The sequence below is a fragment of the Bacteroides sp. AR20 genome (assembly GCF_964250605.1).
GTDB lineage: Bacteria > Bacteroidota > Bacteroidia > Bacteroidales > Bacteroidaceae > Bacteroides > Bacteroides uniformis.
The window spans coordinates 1-18,194 of record NZ_CAXUGK010000042.1 but is presented as its reverse complement, the minus strand read 5'-3'; the positions used below and the strand labels follow the sequence as shown (position 1 = coordinate 18,194).

The window sequence follows — 18,194 nt, the reverse complement described above, 5'->3', positions numbered from 1 at the left end:
AAAATCGAGCAAAAGTAATCATTTCCTAAGAAAATCACGCTGTTTCAGTACAAAAACCGGCAGGAAAAAGAAGATACCGATGACGGACATCACCAGTCCGCCAATGGTACCCGCCGCCAATGGAAACCAGAAAGCCTCCTTGTCCTCACCTATCATGAAAGGGATAAATCCCAGAATGGTAGAAACTACCGTGAGGAAAATAGGAACGACCTTCGCATTCCACGCCTTGACGTAGGCACGAAGAGCGGAAAGACGGGGGAAACGACGTCGGATGCTGTTGTACTCGTTCAGGACATAGATGCTGGCATTCACCGTGATGCCGCACAGCAGGACGAACGAGGCAAAACCGCCCTGGTCGAAGTTCAGCCGGAACCAATAGAAAGTAAGAAATACCCCGATATAAGAAACCGGAATCACAAAGATGATGGCAAGCGGCTGCTTCAGGGAGTTGAACAGAACGCTGGTCGTAAAGAAGATGATGGCTATCACCACCAGCAGAAGCAGGTATTGGCGGTTGTCCTTCTCGCCCCATGACCAACTGTTGCTGTCCGACTCGGCTGTATAACCCATCGGCAACAGTTTGTTGAACTCCTCCAGGTCACGTTTCTGTATCTTGTTGCCCATCTCATTGGAGCCGATATATTCGTATTGCAGGCAGAGGCGGTACTGCTGGTTTTCTTTGGCAATCTCCTGCGGCATCTGTCCCTTTTCCACAGTAGTCAGTTCGGAAAGCTTGTAATGCTTGCCGTTTCCTACTCCATAGGGGAAGAACTGCATCGCCCAGATGTCATATTCGGCAGACTGGCGGGAAGAGAGCTTGATTTTCTCCATCCCCTGCTCGGCCGCTACCGAACCAATCTCCAGATTCTTGCCAAAGATGGGGCGCACCGCAGAGAAAAGCACTTGCGCGTCGATGCCCTCTTGCGCCATGCGCTCCTTGTTCAGGTTGAAGTAGAATTCCTGATAGTCATCCTTCCACCAGGAGAACTCCGAATTGATGAGCACTTCCTTGATACGCCGGTGCGTCAGCAGCTTGGCCTTCAGCTTCTCCGCCCACTCATAGAGTTCGTCGTAGTTGTAGCCGTACATCCTGATGCGGTAGGAGCCGGCACTCTCGCGGACGTCATTACTGAACCCCTGGTCCTGCAATCCGTAGATGCCCCAGCTGCCGCCTCCCAGTTCCAGTGCCTTGCTTATCATATTGGCTTTCAGTGTATAGGGAAAACCGCTGTTCCGGGCTTCCTTCTTGAAATAAATCTGCATACTGGCACGCCGGGGGCTGTAGATGGAAGTATGAAACTGCCTGATTTCCTTGAACCGGCTGAGGTAGGTCTCCATACGTTTCATCAAAGTGTTCATCTGCTCGAGGGTGCTGCCATTGGGAAGGTTGGCGTTGGCATAGAGCACCACCTCCTCATTACGGGTGAAGTAACTGCCTTCGTACACCTTCTGTATGAAAAGCCGCAAGCTGCCGCCCAGCGCCTTGTCCACAATGGGTTTCACCGACTCCTTATAGGTATCCGAACCGAATACCTTATTGTAAGCAGCTTCCCATTTTCCCCCTCCTTCCAGTTTGTCGGGCAACAGAAAAACGGGCAGACCGAAACCCAACAGTAACAGCAGGCATACAGCCCAGCGCCAACGGCACAGAAAACGGATGAGAGCAGAATAGCAGCAGGAGAAATAAACGGGGAAACGTCTGAAAATCCGTCCCAACCTTGTTTTGAATGTTTGCGTCAGCCCCGGCAAGACAAGACGCCTCTTCTTCCCCGTAATCCGCCTCACCAGTCCTATCTTCTCAATCATCGACGGAACAAAGAACAACGCCACCATCAAGGAAACAGCCAGATTGATGATCACTACCGCTGCAAAGTCCTGCAGGTTGAGCCGTATCTTCTCGTCAAGGAAGAAAATGATAACAAGCGCACCCATCGTAGTGAGGGTTGCCGCCAACACCGACAGGAAGGCCTTGAGATTACGCCGATGCAGAATGTGGTCGGTCATGACAATGGTGCTGTCTATCACCAGATTCAGCGAGACAGTGATACCCGCCAGCGAATAAAGCTGCATCTCAAGTCCGAAGAGGTAGTAGAAGATAAGTGCCACCGCTATATTTACAGCCAGGCTGGTAACTATCAGAAAAAGATATTTCAACTTACGAGTAATGAGCCATACAAATACAAGCAGGATGAGTACCGTCAAACCGGTACGGAAGTAAATCTTGTCCAGTTCTTCCCGTATGTACTCGGTCGCATCATAGCTGGTATGCACTTCATATCCGACAGGAAGTACCTGCCGAACAGCTTCCATCTCGTCCATCACGGCACGGTTCAGTTGCAACTGGTTGGCAGTTTCTTCCGCAGTAATGGATAGATAGACGGAATTCAGCCCATTGATGCGGTAATAGCTTTGCGGCTCCTCCTCCATACGGACAGCCGACACCAGTTCGTCCAAGCGGAGCAGTTTCCCGTCGGTAGCCGTCACGGTGATGGCAGCAGGATTAAAACCAAGGGAGTTGCTCTCCGGCACCAGTGCCAGGCGTATCCATTCCCGGCTACCGTTACCTGTATCCACATTGTGCGTACCCAGAAATTCCTTCCGGTAATGCCGCTGTACTGCCTCGCTGATGTCCGATAGGGTCACACCCAGCAAGCGCAACTGTTCACTGTCATATTCCAGTCTCCACTCCATGGGCGTGGCACCGCTGAGTTCCACCTTATAGATACCCGGAATATTTGCCAGCCGCGGCTTGATATGCTCCTCGGCATACTGCTGAATCAATATCGGAGTGGAAGGGGCATTCAGTGTGAAGGACATGAAAGGGCGTGAGGCGTTCTCGTCGGGCACTTTCATGTGAATGGTGGGATAGCTGACACCTTCGGGCAATTGGGGCCACGTCTGCCGGATGATGGTGGAAGCTTCGAAGCGGACTGCCTCGACATCGGCATGCTTGTCCAGCTCCACAGTAATGTTGCCGTAGCCGTTGCCCGAAGTGGAGTTCAGCCGCTTCACTCCGCGGATACGCGCCAGCATGGATTCCAGCTTGCTGGTCACTTCCATCTCCACCACCCGCGACGAAGTGCCAGGCATGCTGAAACCCACCGTGAAGCCGGGCAGGCTGCGTGACGGATTCAGCTTGACGGGGAGCAGCGGTATCAACGCCACCCCTACCAAAGCAAGGCAGACAAACGCCACTATGACGGTGAAGGAAGAAACTCGTTTCATCAGTTATTATAATCAAATTTTTCCGACAGCGAAAATCCGCTGGCAAAGTCGTGCAACGTCAGTTTCCGTATCTTGTAATAATTCAGCCAGTAGTCCTGCAAGGCGGAGATGTAATTGCGTTGCGCTTCCTGCTGGCGGTTCAGCGAGAGGGTCAGGCTGTTGATGTCTGCCTTGCCGATAATGAAGCGCTGGCGGGTTTCGTTATACGCCAGGATGGCAAGGTCGAGGGCCTCTTCGGCACTGGCGACGAGGGCTTGCTGGACGTTGAAGTCGCTGACGGTCATGATAACCTCCTCCTCAATGCTGATTTCACTTTGCCTGGCAGAAGTCTTCACCACGTTCAGATTGTTCCTCGCCATGTTGTATTTGCCTTTCCTCACGCCCCAGTCCACCAGTGGAATGGAGACACTGACCGACACCATCTCCTGCTGCATGGGATGCCTGTATGCTTCACCGAATTTCTCCGCCACCTGGTTGAAGCCGACGCTGGCGTTGATGCTGGCGTTGAAGCGCGATTCCTTCTTCGTCTTGTCTACTGTCTGCTCGGCTTCCAGCACTTCCTGACGAAGCCCCAGAAATTCCGGATTGTTGGCTTGAGCGGCCAGCAAAGCCTCATCAACCGGTATGGTCAGCGCCCTCGGACGTCCCGGAAGCGACACCCTGATATCCGTGTTCTTCTCCATATTCAGGAAAGATGCCAACGAAAACATGGCGCGCTTCAAGGCACTGGCGGCATTCTGCAAAGTATTGCGGGCGTTCACCACGTCGAGTTTCAGCGTCAGCAGGTCGGCACGGCTGATGGCGGCTATCTTCAGGCGCTGCATACCGATGCGGTAGAGGGTATCGGTGGAGACGGCATTGTCCTTGGCCAAGTCATATTCCGCCTGTGCCATGGCAAGCGCAAAGAAATAGGTAGTGGCCTGCTCGGATACTCGCTCTGCATTGTAAATATACTCCTTCTTCACCTTTTCGTACTTCAGCGGCTCAATCCTGCGTTCCCAACGGAAAGGATTGTAACCGACCAGACTCTGCGAGTAGCCCAAACGAACCGGAACACTGGTGAACTGGGTATACTTGTTTCCACCGAAGCTCCGCATATAGCCCAGCTCCGTATCCAGATAGAACGTACCGCCCGTCAAGTCGAAATTCTGTCTGACGGCAAGATTGCCGTATGCATAGAAGGATTGCTGGCTGCGATAGATGTCAAGGTCCTGTTCGGAGTCGTAACGCTTGGTGATATCGCGGTTGTACTGTGCCGGAGTCATGTTCAGCGTCAGGCTGGGAAGGCGGTTTGCCTTATAGGTGCGGTATTCCCAATAACCGGCCAGATACATGTTCTTGGTGCGGAAGGCTTCCAGCGAACTGTCATTCGCCAGGGCAATGGTCTGCTGCAAATCGAGCGTTATCCGCTGCTGGGCAAAAGCGGAAAGGGCTCCCAGACTGAACAAAAGTATAAGACTTAATTTCTTCATGCTCTTTCTTTTCTATAAATAAACCAATATATCAACGGGATGATGAACAGACTGACCAGTGTCCCCACGAACATCGCCCCAATCATTGCTATGGAAAGCGGCTTCTGCAGCTCCGAGCCCATGTCGAACGAGAACAGCAGCGGAACCATAGCGAAAATGGTGGTGAGCGATGTCATGATGATGGGCCGGAGCCTTCTGCGCCCCGCCTCGTGGATGGCCTCGAGCAACGGCATACCAGCCCTCCGTAATTCATTAATGGCATCCAGCTTCAAGATGGAGTCGTTGATGATGATACCGCACGTCACAATCAGTCCGATGGCAGACATCAGGTTCAGGGTATGCCCGCATATCCACAACAGAAGCAGGGCAAACGCCACATCTATCGGAATTTCCAGCAGCACGATGAGCGGCTGCACGAAGCTTTCGAACTGGGCGGCAAGAATGAAATACATCAGCAGGATAGAGATGAAAAGAATCACCACCAACTCGTCCAGCATCTGGCGGTTGGAGAAGAAACTGCCGGAGAAGGCCGTATCCCAGTCACCCGTGGCATCTGCCTCCCGCTTCACCTTTTCCATCAACTCCGGAGCATCGTCCACTTCATAGAAACGGAACGGTATATATTCACCGTTGCGTCCTGCCGTAATCGTTTTCAAATCCTCGGCCGGACGCACCTTTACCAGCTCCCGAAGCGGAATATACTCCACTTCGCCCTTACTGTCCGGACGGGTCTGTATCAATGTCTGCAGCAGCACCTCGTTCACTGTCCGCTCCTCGCCCACAATGCTGATAGGCAGGTATTGCTGGTAGGAATGGAGCATAGCTACGCTGTTCTCCTTGAATGCCGTCCGCAGCGTACGGTAAAGCTCGTCATACGAAACGTCATAGAGCAACAGCTTTTCCTGCAGGATGCTTATGTCAAGCTGGTTCTCGAAAGCGATACCTACGGGCGCTGTCCCCGTAAGCTCCGCAAACTGTTGTTCCAGTCCGCGCAATTCTTCCGCCGCCGGCGCCTTCTCCTTATTGCGGGCATAAAGTTCCGCCACCACATCGGCCTCCCCGGTCACGAAAAGCTTCTCGAACACGGTTTCGGGTGGAGAAAAGGAGACTGTCGCCAACGGATATTCCCGTGTCAGCCACTCGCCCGCCTGCTTCTGCAAGGGAGCAATCCCGTCAGGCGAGGAAGTCTTGAAATACAATTCTGCCTCCGAAGAAGAGAGAGCCTGCTCACGGTTCAGCAGATAGTCCTGCTGGCCTATGGCAGCCGTCTGTTCCACAGTCTCGTCCAGCAACTGTCCGAACAGCACATTCACACGATGCCGGTTCTCGTCCACATGTATGTTTTCGTTCCATTCCACGTGGACTATCAGTTCATTCTGGTCTATCTGCGGCATACGCTCCTTGCCGACGGAATAGAACAGAAAGACACAAAGAGGTATAGAAACCACACAGAATACGCTACTTACCGTCTTGTGGGAAAATACCCAGTCGATGCCCGCATCATAAAAACGGTCCAGCGTATGTTCCTTCAACGGATTGTTGATGCGGATGCGGGAGAACCACGACCTGCCGCGCAACCCTGTCCGGTAGACCAGCATATAGAGGACCGGCAGCAGCATGATACCCGTGAAGTAGGAAACCAGCAACCCTACCGTAACAGAGAATGCCTGGTCATAGAACAACGCCCCTGCAATGCCGCTCATAAATATCAGCGGCACAAATACGGCAATAGTGGTCAGCGACGAACTCAGCATGGGCGTAATCACCTCACTCGTTCCCGTCACGCAAGCCCGCCGCAACGAATAGCCCCGTTCGCGATACTGCGAAATGTTCTCCGTCACAATGATGCTGCTGTCAATCATCATACCCAACGCCAGGATTAATCCCGACAAAGAAATGATATTGAGTGACATCTTGAACAAGTAGAAGAACAGGAAGCAGATGACAATAGATACCACCATACTCAACCCGATGATGAACGGTGATTTGATGTCACCCAAGAAGAGTACCGCCACAATGCAGATGAACAGGAAACCCAACGACAAATTTTGCTGAAGATTGGAGATGGTATAGTCCAGCAACTCCGTCTGGTTACGGCTGATGCTAAAATCAATGTCGGGATATACTTTCTTGAAGTAGTCCATCGTGCTGTTGATGGCAAGCTTCATGTCTTCCATATTCTCGTCCGCCTGCTTGATGACGGCAAGGGTAACGGCACGCTTGCCATTGCTCATGGAGACACCTTTCTCCTTGGCAGGAACAATCTCTACCCGGCAGAAGTCTCCCAAGCGGATGATACGTCCTTCCTTTCGCAGCAGGATGCCCTTCACGTCCTCCTCTGTCCGCAGCAGGGTGGAGAACTTAATGTTGTATTCGTAGTAGCCGTCGCGCACGGTCATGCTGCCCGGCTCCACGTTGTTTTGCGCCAGCACGTTTTCTATGTCTTCAATGGAGAGCCCCAACACAGCAAGCTTACCCGGGTCGGGCACAATCTGTAACTGGCGTTCGACCAAACCCGTGACATCCACCATTGCCACTTCTGCCAACTGCTCGATGCGACGCTTTATGACATTTTCGGCAAACTCGCACAAATCAAGAAACGCGCGTTCGTCCACCTTGCCGTATGCACTGTCGTTTTTTAGGGTCAGATTGAGGTAGAAGACAGGAATGTCCGTCGCACTTGCCTTTATCACCTTCGGGCGTTCGGCATCCTTGGGCAGATAGTTCATGGCGGCGTCAATCTTCTCGTTCACTTCTATGAAGGCAAGGTCGGTATTCGTACCGAAGTCGAAGCCCAGGCGGATGATGCCTGCACCATCGCGCGTCTCGCTGTCCATGTCCTTCAGTTTCGCCACCTGGATGAGCTGCTGCCGCAGAGGTTTCACCACCGTATTCTCTAATTCACGCGCCGAGGTATTCTGCGCCGACACCTGCACTGTAATTTCCGGGATGGCAATATCGGGCAGCAAGGATACCGGCAAGGTGAAGTAAGTCACCAGCCCGACAATGAAGCATGCTGTAAATGCCATCAGTACGGCAATAGGCCGCTGTATCAAAAACTTTATCAATTGAACTATGAATTTTGAATTACCACTTATCACTCATTATCTATCAACCACCTTCACCGATGCTTCATGTGCCAGATTCACATTTCCCGTCACAATGACCGTATCGCCTTCTTTCAGGGCATCGTCGGCCATACTATAGCTTTCCGCATTCTCCAGACCGGTCTGCACATAGTTCCACTGCGCCTTTCCGTCTTTCAGGGTAAACACCACCTGCTTGCCCGAACGCAACACCACGGCACTCTTCGGGATTACAAGCTGTCCGCCCAGAGAGCGGTGCACGTTCACCCTCACGTTCATCCCACTGAACAGCCGTCCCTTGCCATTGACGGCAGCCTTCACCTTAACCATCCCCTTGTCATCCACCAGAGGATTGATTTGGGTGATGCGCCCCTCCTGCCTAAAGCCGGCATCCGAATAAGGGGTAACAATCACCTTGTCGCCACTCTTTATCAACGGCAGTTCGCTTTCCAGCACCGTGAAGTCCACCTCCATACCTTGAGTGCCGATAATGGAGCAGAAGGCTTCCGAGGTACTTGCCTCGTTGAACGGTTTGGAGAACAGGTTCGCCACTACCCCGTCAAAAGGCGCAACCAGCGTGGCGTGTTCCTCTTCATACGCGGCAAGCTCATACTGGGCGAGGCTCTGATCGTAACCGCTCCTCACGCGGGCCAGCTTCATGATGTCAGCAGGTACTTTGGAGGCATCCCCCACCGGATAGCCTTGTCCTATCAATACATCCTGCAACTCAAGTTCCGCTTTTTCCAAGGCATCCTTGGCCTGCGCGGTCTTGTTCTTCAGGCGGAACTTATCCAGTTCGGCAAGTTTCTGCCCTTTGCGCACCGGGTCACCGTTCTTCACGTAGATGTGTGCCACTACACCGGTGGTCTCAAAACGCAAATCCGCCATGGCACCGGCGGTTACTTTTCCGTTGCTCACCAGTTCATGCTCAAAGGTCGCCCGCTTCAGGACTTTCACGGTCACTTCATTGCTTTCACTTGGCAGGACGGTTGCCACCCCTTCCTCGGACTCTTTTCCCTTTCCGGCATCGGAGCAGGCGGCAAGCAGGGCAACGGCCATGCATAGCAGGTATCGATAGTTCTGTGTCTTCATATTCATACTCAATTATAAATTGATAAAATTAATCGTTTCAAAAAAACGAACCGATATTTGCATGTGGACACTTTTTTCATAGCACTTTAGTAATTAGTTCGCTCATTATTAACGCTTTACGTTTTTATTCATCTTTTTTAATATGGACAAAAATAAGCTGAATCTTTTTTATTTCCTCCCTCATCTGTCGTATTGCCGTAGAATGCACTTTCGGCTCTTTCGTCAATACCATCCACTTCATTTTTTCAAACTTGTCCGGTTGCCTGAAGCTTGGTTCCGCATAAAGCTTCGCAAGCAGATAATAGGGATAAATACGTCCCGGCAAACGATGGGTGGAACGGATAAACCAGTCTTCCGCTGACAAGCAATCACCCATCTGCTGATAGTTTTTGCCTATCACATTCAGTATCATGGGGTCACAACTACGCTGTAAAGCTTCTTTCAAAATACGGTTGGATTTACTGAACTGCTGCTGCTTGTGCAATCCATGCCCATATTCGAACAAGAAAGATGCCCGGTCCCTCAACAGAGGATAAAGGCGCCCGTACTCTTTCTCTGCCGATTGATACGCACCTGCATTATACAGCACCCGCGCATTCATCCACTCCCGACAGGCCTGCTCCACTTGCAAGTCATTCTTCAGGCGAAAACCGCCAATGATGCCTACTGATACAGCCAGCCCCAACCATTGCCAACGGTCGGCACCGGACAAGCACGCCACAAGCAATCCTCCAAATGTAACGATAAATACCGGAAGTTGTAGCGGATAGGAGGAAAAAGAAAATATCATCAAGGAAAGAATGGCCCCACAGATACCATAACGTCCTTTACGGACTCCCCTATACAAACACAGCACGACCACAACCAATAGACATACAGCCAAAGGAATACCCAGTTCGACCGCAACCTGCAGATATTCATTGAATGCATATTCCGGACTTCCCGCCACACGTTCCTCCCACGGTTCATAATCACCTGCTGCAAAATAAGTTTCCTGCGCATTTCCGTAGGCTGCTGCGAAATTATGAATCCCATATCCGGTCAACGGCTTTTCTGCAATGGCACGACAAGTTATCTTCCACATGAAAAGACGGCCACGTGCAGAATCGGGTTTCAAGACAAACAGTAAATAGCCCGCCAATAGCAAGACACAGAATCCACCGACCACTACCATCACCACACGCTGCCTTTGCTGCTGCCATAATAATCTGAACTTATCCGTCCAATCCATATGCCAAGCATATACACACAGACAGGAAACTCCTGCCGCCAACCATGCCGAACGGCTCATTCCTGCCGGAAGCACACAAAGGATAAGCAGCATCACACCACCAGCGACCATAGTTCCAGCCTTATCCATCACCTTTTTCCATCTTCTTCCATCATTCCGGTCAGAGCAGAGAATCTCCCCCCTCTTGGTCAGCCATTGATGCAGACAGACCGGAAGTATCATGGCCAAATAGCCGGAATAAGGCCCCGGATTGAAGAAAGAACCTGTCAATACATACAAGGAATGGTTGGACACAGCATAACCATAAAGCTGCCTCAATCCCCAAACAGCCTCAATGCCCCCCAGCATTACCAATACCCACGAAACCGGTATAAAAAGAAAATACCTTTTTTCCATCATCAATCCAGCCATCAACAGACATCCTGCAACTACCAATGCACTTTTATCGAAATAGAGCCATTGCCCTATAACATCAGCTACAGGAAGTCCGGAAGAAACGTTACATGCCAAAGACAATAAAACTATACAAGCAATGTAGACCAAACTTCCAGTCAATAGATTACGTACATTATTCATTCTATCTATCAAATATTCAATAGTATTCTATAATTCACCAAAAGATTTGTTTCCCGTCTTTATATTCAAAAATCCGTTCATCTTTACCGGCTGTGTGATTCTTCAGATAAAATAAAGCACCTTGAAACCCTGAATAGACAATAGAATCTGACACAGCCATTTGCCGCCCGACAGAATTCCATTTTCCTCCACCCCAATAAAACAATTCATACAAATTACCTTTATAAATAAAATTCACCTCATTACGAGGAGTATACACCACCTTCTCCACACGATGGGGACTTCCAAAGTCCATCCCGGTCCATCCTCCATCCGGATGTATATAATCAAATGAAGTATCCGGATTACCGTCAAATGCGTTCAAATATTCATGTGTATTGTCTTCAAAACTTCCCGGAGTACCTATGATTTCCCCATATAGAGGTATGGTATCTTCCGTATTCTCATAAAAAGCCAGTTCCGAGATATTACAGAAACATCCGTCAGCACCCTTATAGCGCATATACCGATACGGTTTATCAGACTTCAACCGGGCCACAGTATATAGCCGATACGGAGCCTCCTTTATCAAAAGTAGAGTATCCTTCCACCCAAAGTCTGCCCGGTCGCTTCCTTCCACTACTCCCCCAATCATCCGGTCATTGAAAAGAACACTCAAAGTAAGATGGCACTTCCTATACAAGACCAATTCCTGCTTTTCAGCTTCCGGAACAATGAACCGTATCTTTCCGGTTTCACGCTCCAGAAGAAAAGGAGAAGATACTGCAGCGTATTCCTTTCCGTTCCAGGCAGCCAGCGTAAAGACCGCCCCGCCTCCCACATCCTCAAAACGAGCCTCCCGCTTTTTAAAGAAAGTATATCCTATAGGTTGCCATTGTAGTCTGTTGGCAAGGCACAAATACACCATATCCCCCTCACGAAACTGTCCGGAAAGCAAAGAATCCGGAAGAGCTACAGTCCAATTCCTGCTACCGGTATAAAGTGCAGTGACATCGCGGAAGAACGGACGTCGGAATGCCGGGTAAACATCGGAATATTTCCCCAGTTTCCGTACCGCCTCCTTATCAATACTATAGGTTGCCCGGTACATTTTTCCCCTCGAAATGCTATATTCTTCCGCTTTGCTCCATACTTCTTCATAAGGAAGATTTGCAATGTATGTCTTTCCTTCCTTATCCAAAACAAAATTCCAGAAATGAGAGGCATTGTTGTCTCCTAATACCATCACCCTATCTACTCCGCACGGAATGCCCAATGCCCGCAACACATATATCATGGCATCCGTAAACTCTCGGCAACTGCCCGTATGCCATTTCAGTACATCCGGTCCCAAATGAGGCCCCACCGGAAAAAGAGCCGTATTCCGGTAGTTCGCTTTCCGCAACGTATCCATCAACAACTGGGCGGCAACCTTAGGATTATCAGCCTCATCTGTCTTCCTGAATTCATCCAAAATCGGGCTATAGCACTCATAAATTTCTTTGCGCCAGAGAGAAAGCGGCTCATCCCCTATTCTATAAGGCAATATATATTCGCAGAAAGTATCAAAATCAACATGCTTTCCCCAAGGTTGCTCCCGCCAGACTTTGAATGCCCATTCTATATGATTGACCAAAAAAGCGGAATCCACCGTCATAATGTCCCTCTTATAAGTCAATTGATTTATAGAAAATTCTCCATCTGCTCTTTTCAAGGAATCAATCAACTCTTGCACATGCCTGGAATAAGGAAATGAAACGTATTCACTGAAATACTTCCTGTAATTCTCCAAGGCCTTTCCCTCGTAAGCACCATGAAAAGGCATATTCTCTATCAGAAAACAAGCAGCACGATATTTGTCACCGTCCTCTTCCTTGTAACGGTCCAGTACCTTTTGCAACTCCGCACGGTTATCACCGGCAAGATTCAAAGCTGTGTCCAACCACTGATTTTCCGAAGAACAAGCCATAAACAGACCTGCTGTAAACCATACCCATACACACCAATGTTTCATATCACTATTCCATTTTTTTCTATTCCAATCTGAAAGACAATCCAATCAATCCTTACAATCCGATACAAATACCTGCTTACCATCTTCCATATGAAATATCAGTTCTTCTTCTCCACGGGTACTGTCATGCAAATAGAGCAAAGCTCCCGATGGTATCCCGTCATATGGCAGAAAAGGTTTTTCTGCCATTTTCTTCCCCAATGAGTTCCAACAGCCCTCTCCCCAATAGAAGAGTTCATAACAATCCCCTATCCTGACAAAGTTATCATCGTTACGGGGCATATACATAAAATTGTCTATAGTAACAACCTTTCCAAAATCCACCGTTACACTTGCACCGGGTTTTGATGAAATGAAATACGACAACGGCTCATTATCATAGACCTGATGGGCAAAAGTACCCACTGTAGCCGGAGCATCTCCCCAACTGTCTATAGGGACAATTTCTTCCTCTCCTTTATAAAAATGCATTTCGGCAACTTCCGCATATCCCTCTGCCGAAGAACAAAAACGGGCATAGCGACCCCTTACCGGTTTCTCAAGAATAACGTGATTATAATTGATACCGGGCGTATCTTTCACAGTACACAACAACTCCGCATTTTTAAAATCCTTATCACAAGCCGCCTCAAAATGCCCGTCTTTTATCCCTCCCATATAGTTCCTGATACGTTCCGAAAGAGGGTATTTCCGATACAATTCAGCAGAATAGCACTTGGAGGTATCTGCAACATAAGGATGTATATCCTTGCCATCAAAATAAAAAGGATTTCCAATAGGGCGATACTGCCCGTTTGCGAATGCCAACAATATATAAACCTGCCTCGAAGCCAAATTCCTGAAAAGCGCTTTTCCACTTTCTACCTTAGTAAAATCTATTCCCCGCCACCCATAAGCACTGAACAACCCCACATAAACATAATTCCCGTCCATCCCTTCTACCGGCAGTTCCAGATTCGAATCAAAATAATTATCCGACACTTTTCTTGCAAACACATCCTTAAAAGCAGCCGGTACGGACCGGTTCCGCATAAAATCGCCATCCATGTCCCATTGTCTGCCAAAACACCGGCGGTAAACCACGCTCGGGCGCCGACTGTCAATATAGAAACTTCCCCGTTCCGGCTTCCGGGAAGGGAAAGTAAAAGGAAGGCAGACACCCGTTACATCCCTCACCACATTCCACACATGCCCTTTCCGTGTTTCCGCATTGAAAGTATAGAAATCATAGGCTACCGGGACGCCGATGGCCCGCATCACATAAATCATAAAATCACAAGCATCCTGACACTTGCCGATACGATTATGCAGCAGGTACTCTCCTCCCAAATGCGGATAGTTAAAGACCCATGTAAACCGGTAAGGGTCTTCCTTCTGCAAATACTCCCAAACTACGCTAATCGCCTCCACTACATCGATACCCGTATAAACCTCGTCCAGCAAAAAGGAATAACGGTCATGGTATATCTGCCTCCAGTTGTCCGGAGTCTCATTTCCGATACGATAGGGAAGCAGCCATTCACAGAAATCTGCAAAAGAAAGGGAAGCATTCCACGGACGCTTTTTCCAACCATCAAAAGCCAAATCAATGTTATTTATCAAGAATTCAGCCCTTATATTCAGTACATCCGGTTTTCTCTGCAATCCGGAAGGGGTATAATAATCCCAATCCGGTACGGCAGTATCCTTCAGCATCACCCCATAAGCATCTGCCGAAGCCAGCACTGTTTTCAAAGAATCCAGTTCTTCACCTTCAAGGGCATAGTGATAAGGCATATTTTCTATCAAGAAACAAGCGGCTTTATATTTTTCAGGCTCATCTTTATAATATTCCAGTACCTTTTCCAGTTCGCCTTTGTTGGTTGCAGCACACTCCAGTGCGTACTCCAATCTGCCGGAAGCATTGCAAGCCTCCAATATCCCGGCAATCAATAATATCCAGAGCAATTTAAACAGAACTTTCATCTTAGTCTATTCTTTTAAAGATACGTTTCCATCTCATTTTTCCAGTATTCGGGCTGACGGACTTCCATACCAGCCATGCCCTTCCCACTATAAATGGTTCCGGCAGTAATCCCCAGTAGCGGGAATCTTTTGAATTCACCATCTTGTCACCCGAAACGAAATAATAGTTCTCACAGAAGCGGTAATTGTGTATCACACTGTCCCCCAGCAGAACCGAATCTCCATGCAATGTCAGTTTCTTTTTCTGTTCCCACTCTATCACGTTCCGATACAGCAACCGTGTTTCCGGATTCATTCCTACCACGCTGCCTTTGGCCGGTATATAAAGAGGCCCAAACTCGCTGATAGTCCACCCATTACAGCCACCATCGGGAAAGCTCTTAAGAACAAGGCCCCGCTCCTCCGTCATTCCCGAAGATATCAATTCATCCAATTCCTCCTGCGCCTGCACATTTCCTGCGATACCATCAAATCCGGACACACGATAATGCGTATTCCTTATCTCCAACGTATCCCCCGGCATGGCGATACAGCGCTTCACGTAATACAACATCACGTCCAGCGCAATGCTGTCCCACCTGCCCGGATAAGGAAAATTGAACACCAACACATCATTCCGCTGATAATTTCTCCATCCGGACATACGTTGTATCTTCACCTCCTTTTTCTCCACGGCATCAAGCACATTGAATAGGCGTGCTCCACCCGAACATTTATCCACCAGAATACAATCACCCGCCAGCAACGACGGTTCCATCGAGTCCGACGGTATCTTGAAGGAGGTCACCACAAACACCTGCAATACTATCAGTATCACAACAAGCAGGCACAGACAGAATAATACGTTTGTTATTCCATTCAACCATTTTTTCAATTGCAGCCGCTCCTTCATCCCATCAATCAGTTATTTTGCATCCCCACTAATCTTCAAAACCAACGGAGAATTTTCTGTATTGCAATATACCGTTATCGTCTTGTCGAAGTGCTCCGGATGTTCGGCTTTATAAACCACTTCCAAAGCTATTTCCTTACCCGGTAATGCCGGTTCCTTTGAATAAGCTACGGTAGTACAACCACAAGAAGTGGCAACATCTTGTATAACCAATGGTTTGTCACCCACATTCTTCAATATAAAAGTTGCTTTTTGTTCCTCCTGCCAATCAAAACGACCCAGCGAAACAGATATATTGCTGGCATCCACTTCTGTTTTTATCACTTTACTTTCATCTCTTCGTTCTATCTTCTCACCTTTAATAATCTTCAGATAGAGTTCTTTCACTTTAGGATTATAAATTGGATTACCAATAGCAATAACCCTATTATTTCTATCTAACAAAAAAGTTTGAAAATTCATATTAGAAGGAAATTTATTCAATTTATTAAACTTATTATTTTTATCTATATATACCGAATGATTAAACCGTTCTCTCTTTAACAAAAGCCGTATTTCATTAAGCTTATATGGCTGAAAAACAAACTGAAAATGCACAGTATTCGGAAATATAGAATCAACATTTACTGCAAAATCTTGCCATTGTGATAAACCCAATTTACAACTCATACAACCTATCGAATCTATATAGGTTATTATCTTATACATACATATGGAATCTGCATTCAAAGTATCTCGACCTTGCATAAAAAAATGCATATCATTAGGATACAATATTTCACGTCCTTTCCACTCTTGCATTAACTTTACGAGTATTTCTCGATCCTTATTTCCACAAGAAATAAATAGTATAACTGACAGAGAAATATATAAAATACGATTCATAACTACAAATTCAACGAATATTTAACCAATTCTACTTCCTCTTTATCCATTAAAGCATATATTGTATCATCTGAATCTGATACACAAAAATTCATAATTGGAAAATCTAAGACAAACTTACATATAGGAGTGGCATCCCAAGCTAGCTGATAAATAATTTTTCCATTAAAAGCCTTTACACCAACTTCCTTATAACTATTTCCTGAATACAGTAGATAAACATACTTCTCTGTAGCATAAGCTTTAATAAAAGCCATTTTATTAGCTACACTCATTGGGGCCGACCTAGTTGTACCTGTATCTTCTGTTTTATATTCAGGGTATCCTCCTACAAATTCAAATGATTTATCTATATTATCTTTATTTACAGAATACAATGAAAATATAGGTGCTGACCCTATAGCAAAGACAAATCGATTCAATGATTTATTAGAAGATAACGTTCCTTGATAAGCCATTCCTCTTAAACGATTTTTAACTTCTTTTTCTTGTTTATCACGATAAGGATACTCGTAGTAATACCTACTTCCAATATGCTTACCAGTAAGACTAAACATATTATTTTCATAAAACCCTAATCCTAAATATGTATCATATTGAGTTGGGCATATATTTAAGCTCATCAGACTATCCTGCATCAACACTGGAAATTGAATGTTTCCTTGTTTAATTTGCCGTAGATTCATTTCCACTAGGTTCCGCTTATAAACATCATATACCCCAATTAACGAATCTCCATACAAAGAGCACAAAGAAAAAACCTGAAGGAATTCATTATTACCTTCCCCTCTTTTTCCAAAATGATATACAGAATTATTATCTCTTAAATCTATTAATGTAAATATACTATCATTTATATCATCATAGATAACAACCGATGAATCAGCATAATGAATAATATATGGTCTCCCTAAAATTAATTCATGATTTAAGACATTCGCAGAAGTAATTTTACGCATCTTTGTAAATGAAGCATCAAATTTTCTCATTTTTTCATCATAATTTGTACATGATGAAAATGAAACTACTAAAATTAGAACCAATAAATATTTCATAATAAAGAATAAAAAAATATTAGTATATTAACATATAATCAAGAGAATTCTCTTCTTCGTTGTCTTTTATTTTGAATAACAAAGAAGAGTTCTCCTGAATTACTTTCTGTATTTATCCAATAAAATGAATTACTAGAAATACTGACGATACCCTCTTACAAAAAAGCCATCATAATCTACAAAACATGTACGATCTGTTTGAATACAAAATGGACCTATTATAATCTCTGCACCAGACGCCATAGCATCTACATTCTTTAACAGCAACTCACATATCTGCTCAGTATCTTCTACAGTATGCAATCTTTCTACACTGATTAAAGAAAACAGAACAACAAACAATATTAATATTTTTTTCATACTATTTCTTGATTTATATTTATTAATTAAACATAGTGTATAAGCGATTGTCCTTTACATCCACCCCATCCCCAATCTTTACAGATACCAATTGCATATATAGCACAACCATAACAATCACCAGAACCTTCACCACCATCTGCTAATGCTTCTATATTAGCCAATGCCAAATCAGACATAACATCTGTTTTCTGATTTGCATAAACTCCATATCCTGCAATCGCTGCAAATGCTGCAACAAAAGCTATCTTAATCATTTTCTTCATACTACTCTTCAGTTTTATTACTTGAGTTCAACTTATAAATGCAACTTTTTGGGTGCGGATAATAAGCAATAAAAACATTTATTTTTCAGAGAGGAA

At 46.5% G+C, this 18,194-nt stretch carries 12 protein-coding genes; all 12 read right to left on the bottom strand.

Annotation, left to right across the window (positions count from 1 at the left end; all coding sequences use genetic code 11):
• Positions 1 to 18 precede the first annotated feature (18 nt).
• Positions 19 to 3,225 carry an efflux RND transporter permease subunit gene (locus tag ACESTD_RS17065; RefSeq protein WP_057256520.1) on the bottom strand — a complete coding sequence of 1,069 codons (3,207 nt, stop codon included), beginning with the start codon at positions 3,223 to 3,225 and terminating at the stop codon, positions 19 to 21.
• The gene (locus ACESTD_RS17060) at positions 3,225 to 4,697 is read right to left on the bottom strand and encodes a TolC family protein (protein ID WP_005823863.1); all 1,473 of its coding nucleotides are present in this window, start codon (positions 4,695 to 4,697) and stop codon (positions 3,225 to 3,227) included. Before ACESTD_RS17060 ends, ACESTD_RS17065 begins: the two co-directional genes overlap by 1 nt.
• Positions 4,694 to 7,765, bottom strand: coding sequence for an efflux RND transporter permease subunit (locus ACESTD_RS17055; RefSeq protein WP_057256521.1), 3,072 nt, complete (start codon positions 7,763 to 7,765; stop codon positions 4,694 to 4,696). Before ACESTD_RS17055 ends, ACESTD_RS17060 begins: the two co-directional genes overlap by 4 nt.
• 36 nt (positions 7,766 to 7,801) lie before the next feature.
• Positions 7,802 to 8,875 carry an efflux RND transporter periplasmic adaptor subunit gene (locus ACESTD_RS17050; RefSeq protein ID WP_034529001.1) on the bottom strand — a complete coding sequence of 358 codons (1,074 nt, stop codon included), beginning with the start codon at positions 8,873 to 8,875 and terminating at the stop codon, positions 7,802 to 7,804.
• Between the two features lie 124 nt (positions 8,876 to 8,999).
• A complete protein-coding gene (locus tag ACESTD_RS17045) occupies positions 9,000 to 10,682 on the bottom strand; it encodes an O-antigen ligase family protein (protein ID WP_373159025.1) in 1,683 nt (560 codons plus the stop codon).
• Between the two features lie 34 nt (positions 10,683 to 10,716).
• Entirely contained in the window at positions 10,717 to 12,675 is a 1,959-nt protein-coding gene (locus ACESTD_RS17040) for a transglutaminase domain-containing protein (RefSeq protein ID WP_034528843.1), read from the bottom strand.
• 45 nt (positions 12,676 to 12,720) lie between these two features.
• Entirely contained in the window at positions 12,721 to 14,640 is a 1,920-nt protein-coding gene (locus ACESTD_RS17035; protein WP_008665585.1) for a hypothetical protein, read from the bottom strand.
• Between the two features lies 1 nt (position 14,641).
• A complete protein-coding gene (gene lepB, locus ACESTD_RS17030) occupies positions 14,642 to 15,532 on the bottom strand; it encodes a signal peptidase I (RefSeq protein WP_005835276.1) in 891 nt (296 codons plus the stop codon).
• Between the two features lie 12 nt (positions 15,533 to 15,544).
• The gene (locus tag ACESTD_RS17025; protein ID WP_034523106.1) at positions 15,545 to 16,417 is read right to left on the bottom strand and encodes a DUF1573 domain-containing protein; all 873 of its coding nucleotides are present in this window, start codon (positions 16,415 to 16,417) and stop codon (positions 15,545 to 15,547) included.
• A 2-nt stretch (positions 16,418 to 16,419) separates the two neighbouring features.
• Positions 16,420 to 17,406: a BF3164 family lipoprotein gene (locus ACESTD_RS17020; RefSeq protein ID WP_225982649.1), complete on the bottom strand. Its 987-nt coding sequence runs from the start codon at positions 17,404 to 17,406 to the stop codon at positions 16,420 to 16,422.
• Between the two features lie 198 nt (positions 17,407 to 17,604).
• On the bottom strand, positions 17,605 to 17,832 hold the full coding sequence (locus tag ACESTD_RS17015; protein WP_008665591.1) for a hypothetical protein: 228 nt from the start codon (positions 17,830 to 17,832) through the stop codon (positions 17,605 to 17,607).
• Positions 17,833 to 17,858: 26 nt separating this feature from the next.
• Complete coding sequence (locus ACESTD_RS17010) at positions 17,859 to 18,098, bottom strand: NVEALA domain-containing protein (RefSeq protein ID WP_005835269.1); 240 nt, start codon at positions 18,096 to 18,098, stop codon at positions 17,859 to 17,861.
• Between the last annotated feature and the right edge of the window lie 96 nt (positions 18,099 to 18,194).

What these genes read in the sequence shown, in the direction of transcription:
- ACESTD_RS17065 (WP_057256520.1), bottom strand. Translation starts at nt 3,225, where the DNA reads ATGAAACGAGTTTCTTCCTTCACCGTCATAGTGGCGTTTGTCTGCCTT.
- ACESTD_RS17060 (WP_005823863.1), bottom strand. Translation starts at nt 4,697, where the DNA reads ATGAAGAAATTAAGTCTTATACTTTTGTTCAGTCTGGGAGCCCTTTCC.
- ACESTD_RS17050 (WP_034529001.1), bottom strand. Translation starts at nt 8,875, where the DNA reads ATGAAGACACAGAACTATCGATACCTGCTATGCATGGCCGTTGCCCTG.
- ACESTD_RS17045 (WP_373159025.1), bottom strand. Translation starts at nt 10,682, where the DNA reads ATGAATAATGTACGTAATCTATTGACTGGAAGTTTGGTCTACATTGCT.
- ACESTD_RS17040 (WP_034528843.1), bottom strand. Translation starts at nt 12,675, where the DNA reads ATGAAACATTGGTGTGTATGGGTATGGTTTACAGCAGGTCTGTTTATG.
- ACESTD_RS17035 (WP_008665585.1), bottom strand. Translation starts at nt 14,640, where the DNA reads ATGAAAGTTCTGTTTAAATTGCTCTGGATATTATTGATTGCCGGGATA.
- lepB (WP_005835276.1), bottom strand. Translation starts at nt 15,532, where the DNA reads ATGAAGGAGCGGCTGCAATTGAAAAAATGGTTGAATGGAATAACAAAC.
- ACESTD_RS17025 (WP_034523106.1), bottom strand. Translation starts at nt 16,417, where the DNA reads ATGAATCGTATTTTATATATTTCTCTGTCAGTTATACTATTTATTTCT.
- ACESTD_RS17020 (WP_225982649.1), bottom strand. Translation starts at nt 17,406, where the DNA reads ATGAGAAAATTTGATGCTTCATTTACAAAGATGCGTAAAATTACTTCT.
- ACESTD_RS17015 (WP_008665591.1), bottom strand. Translation starts at nt 17,832, where the DNA reads ATGAAAAAAATATTAATATTGTTTGTTGTTCTGTTTTCTTTAATCAGT.
- ACESTD_RS17010 (WP_005835269.1), bottom strand. Translation starts at nt 18,098, where the DNA reads ATGAAGAAAATGATTAAGATAGCTTTTGTTGCAGCATTTGCAGCGATT.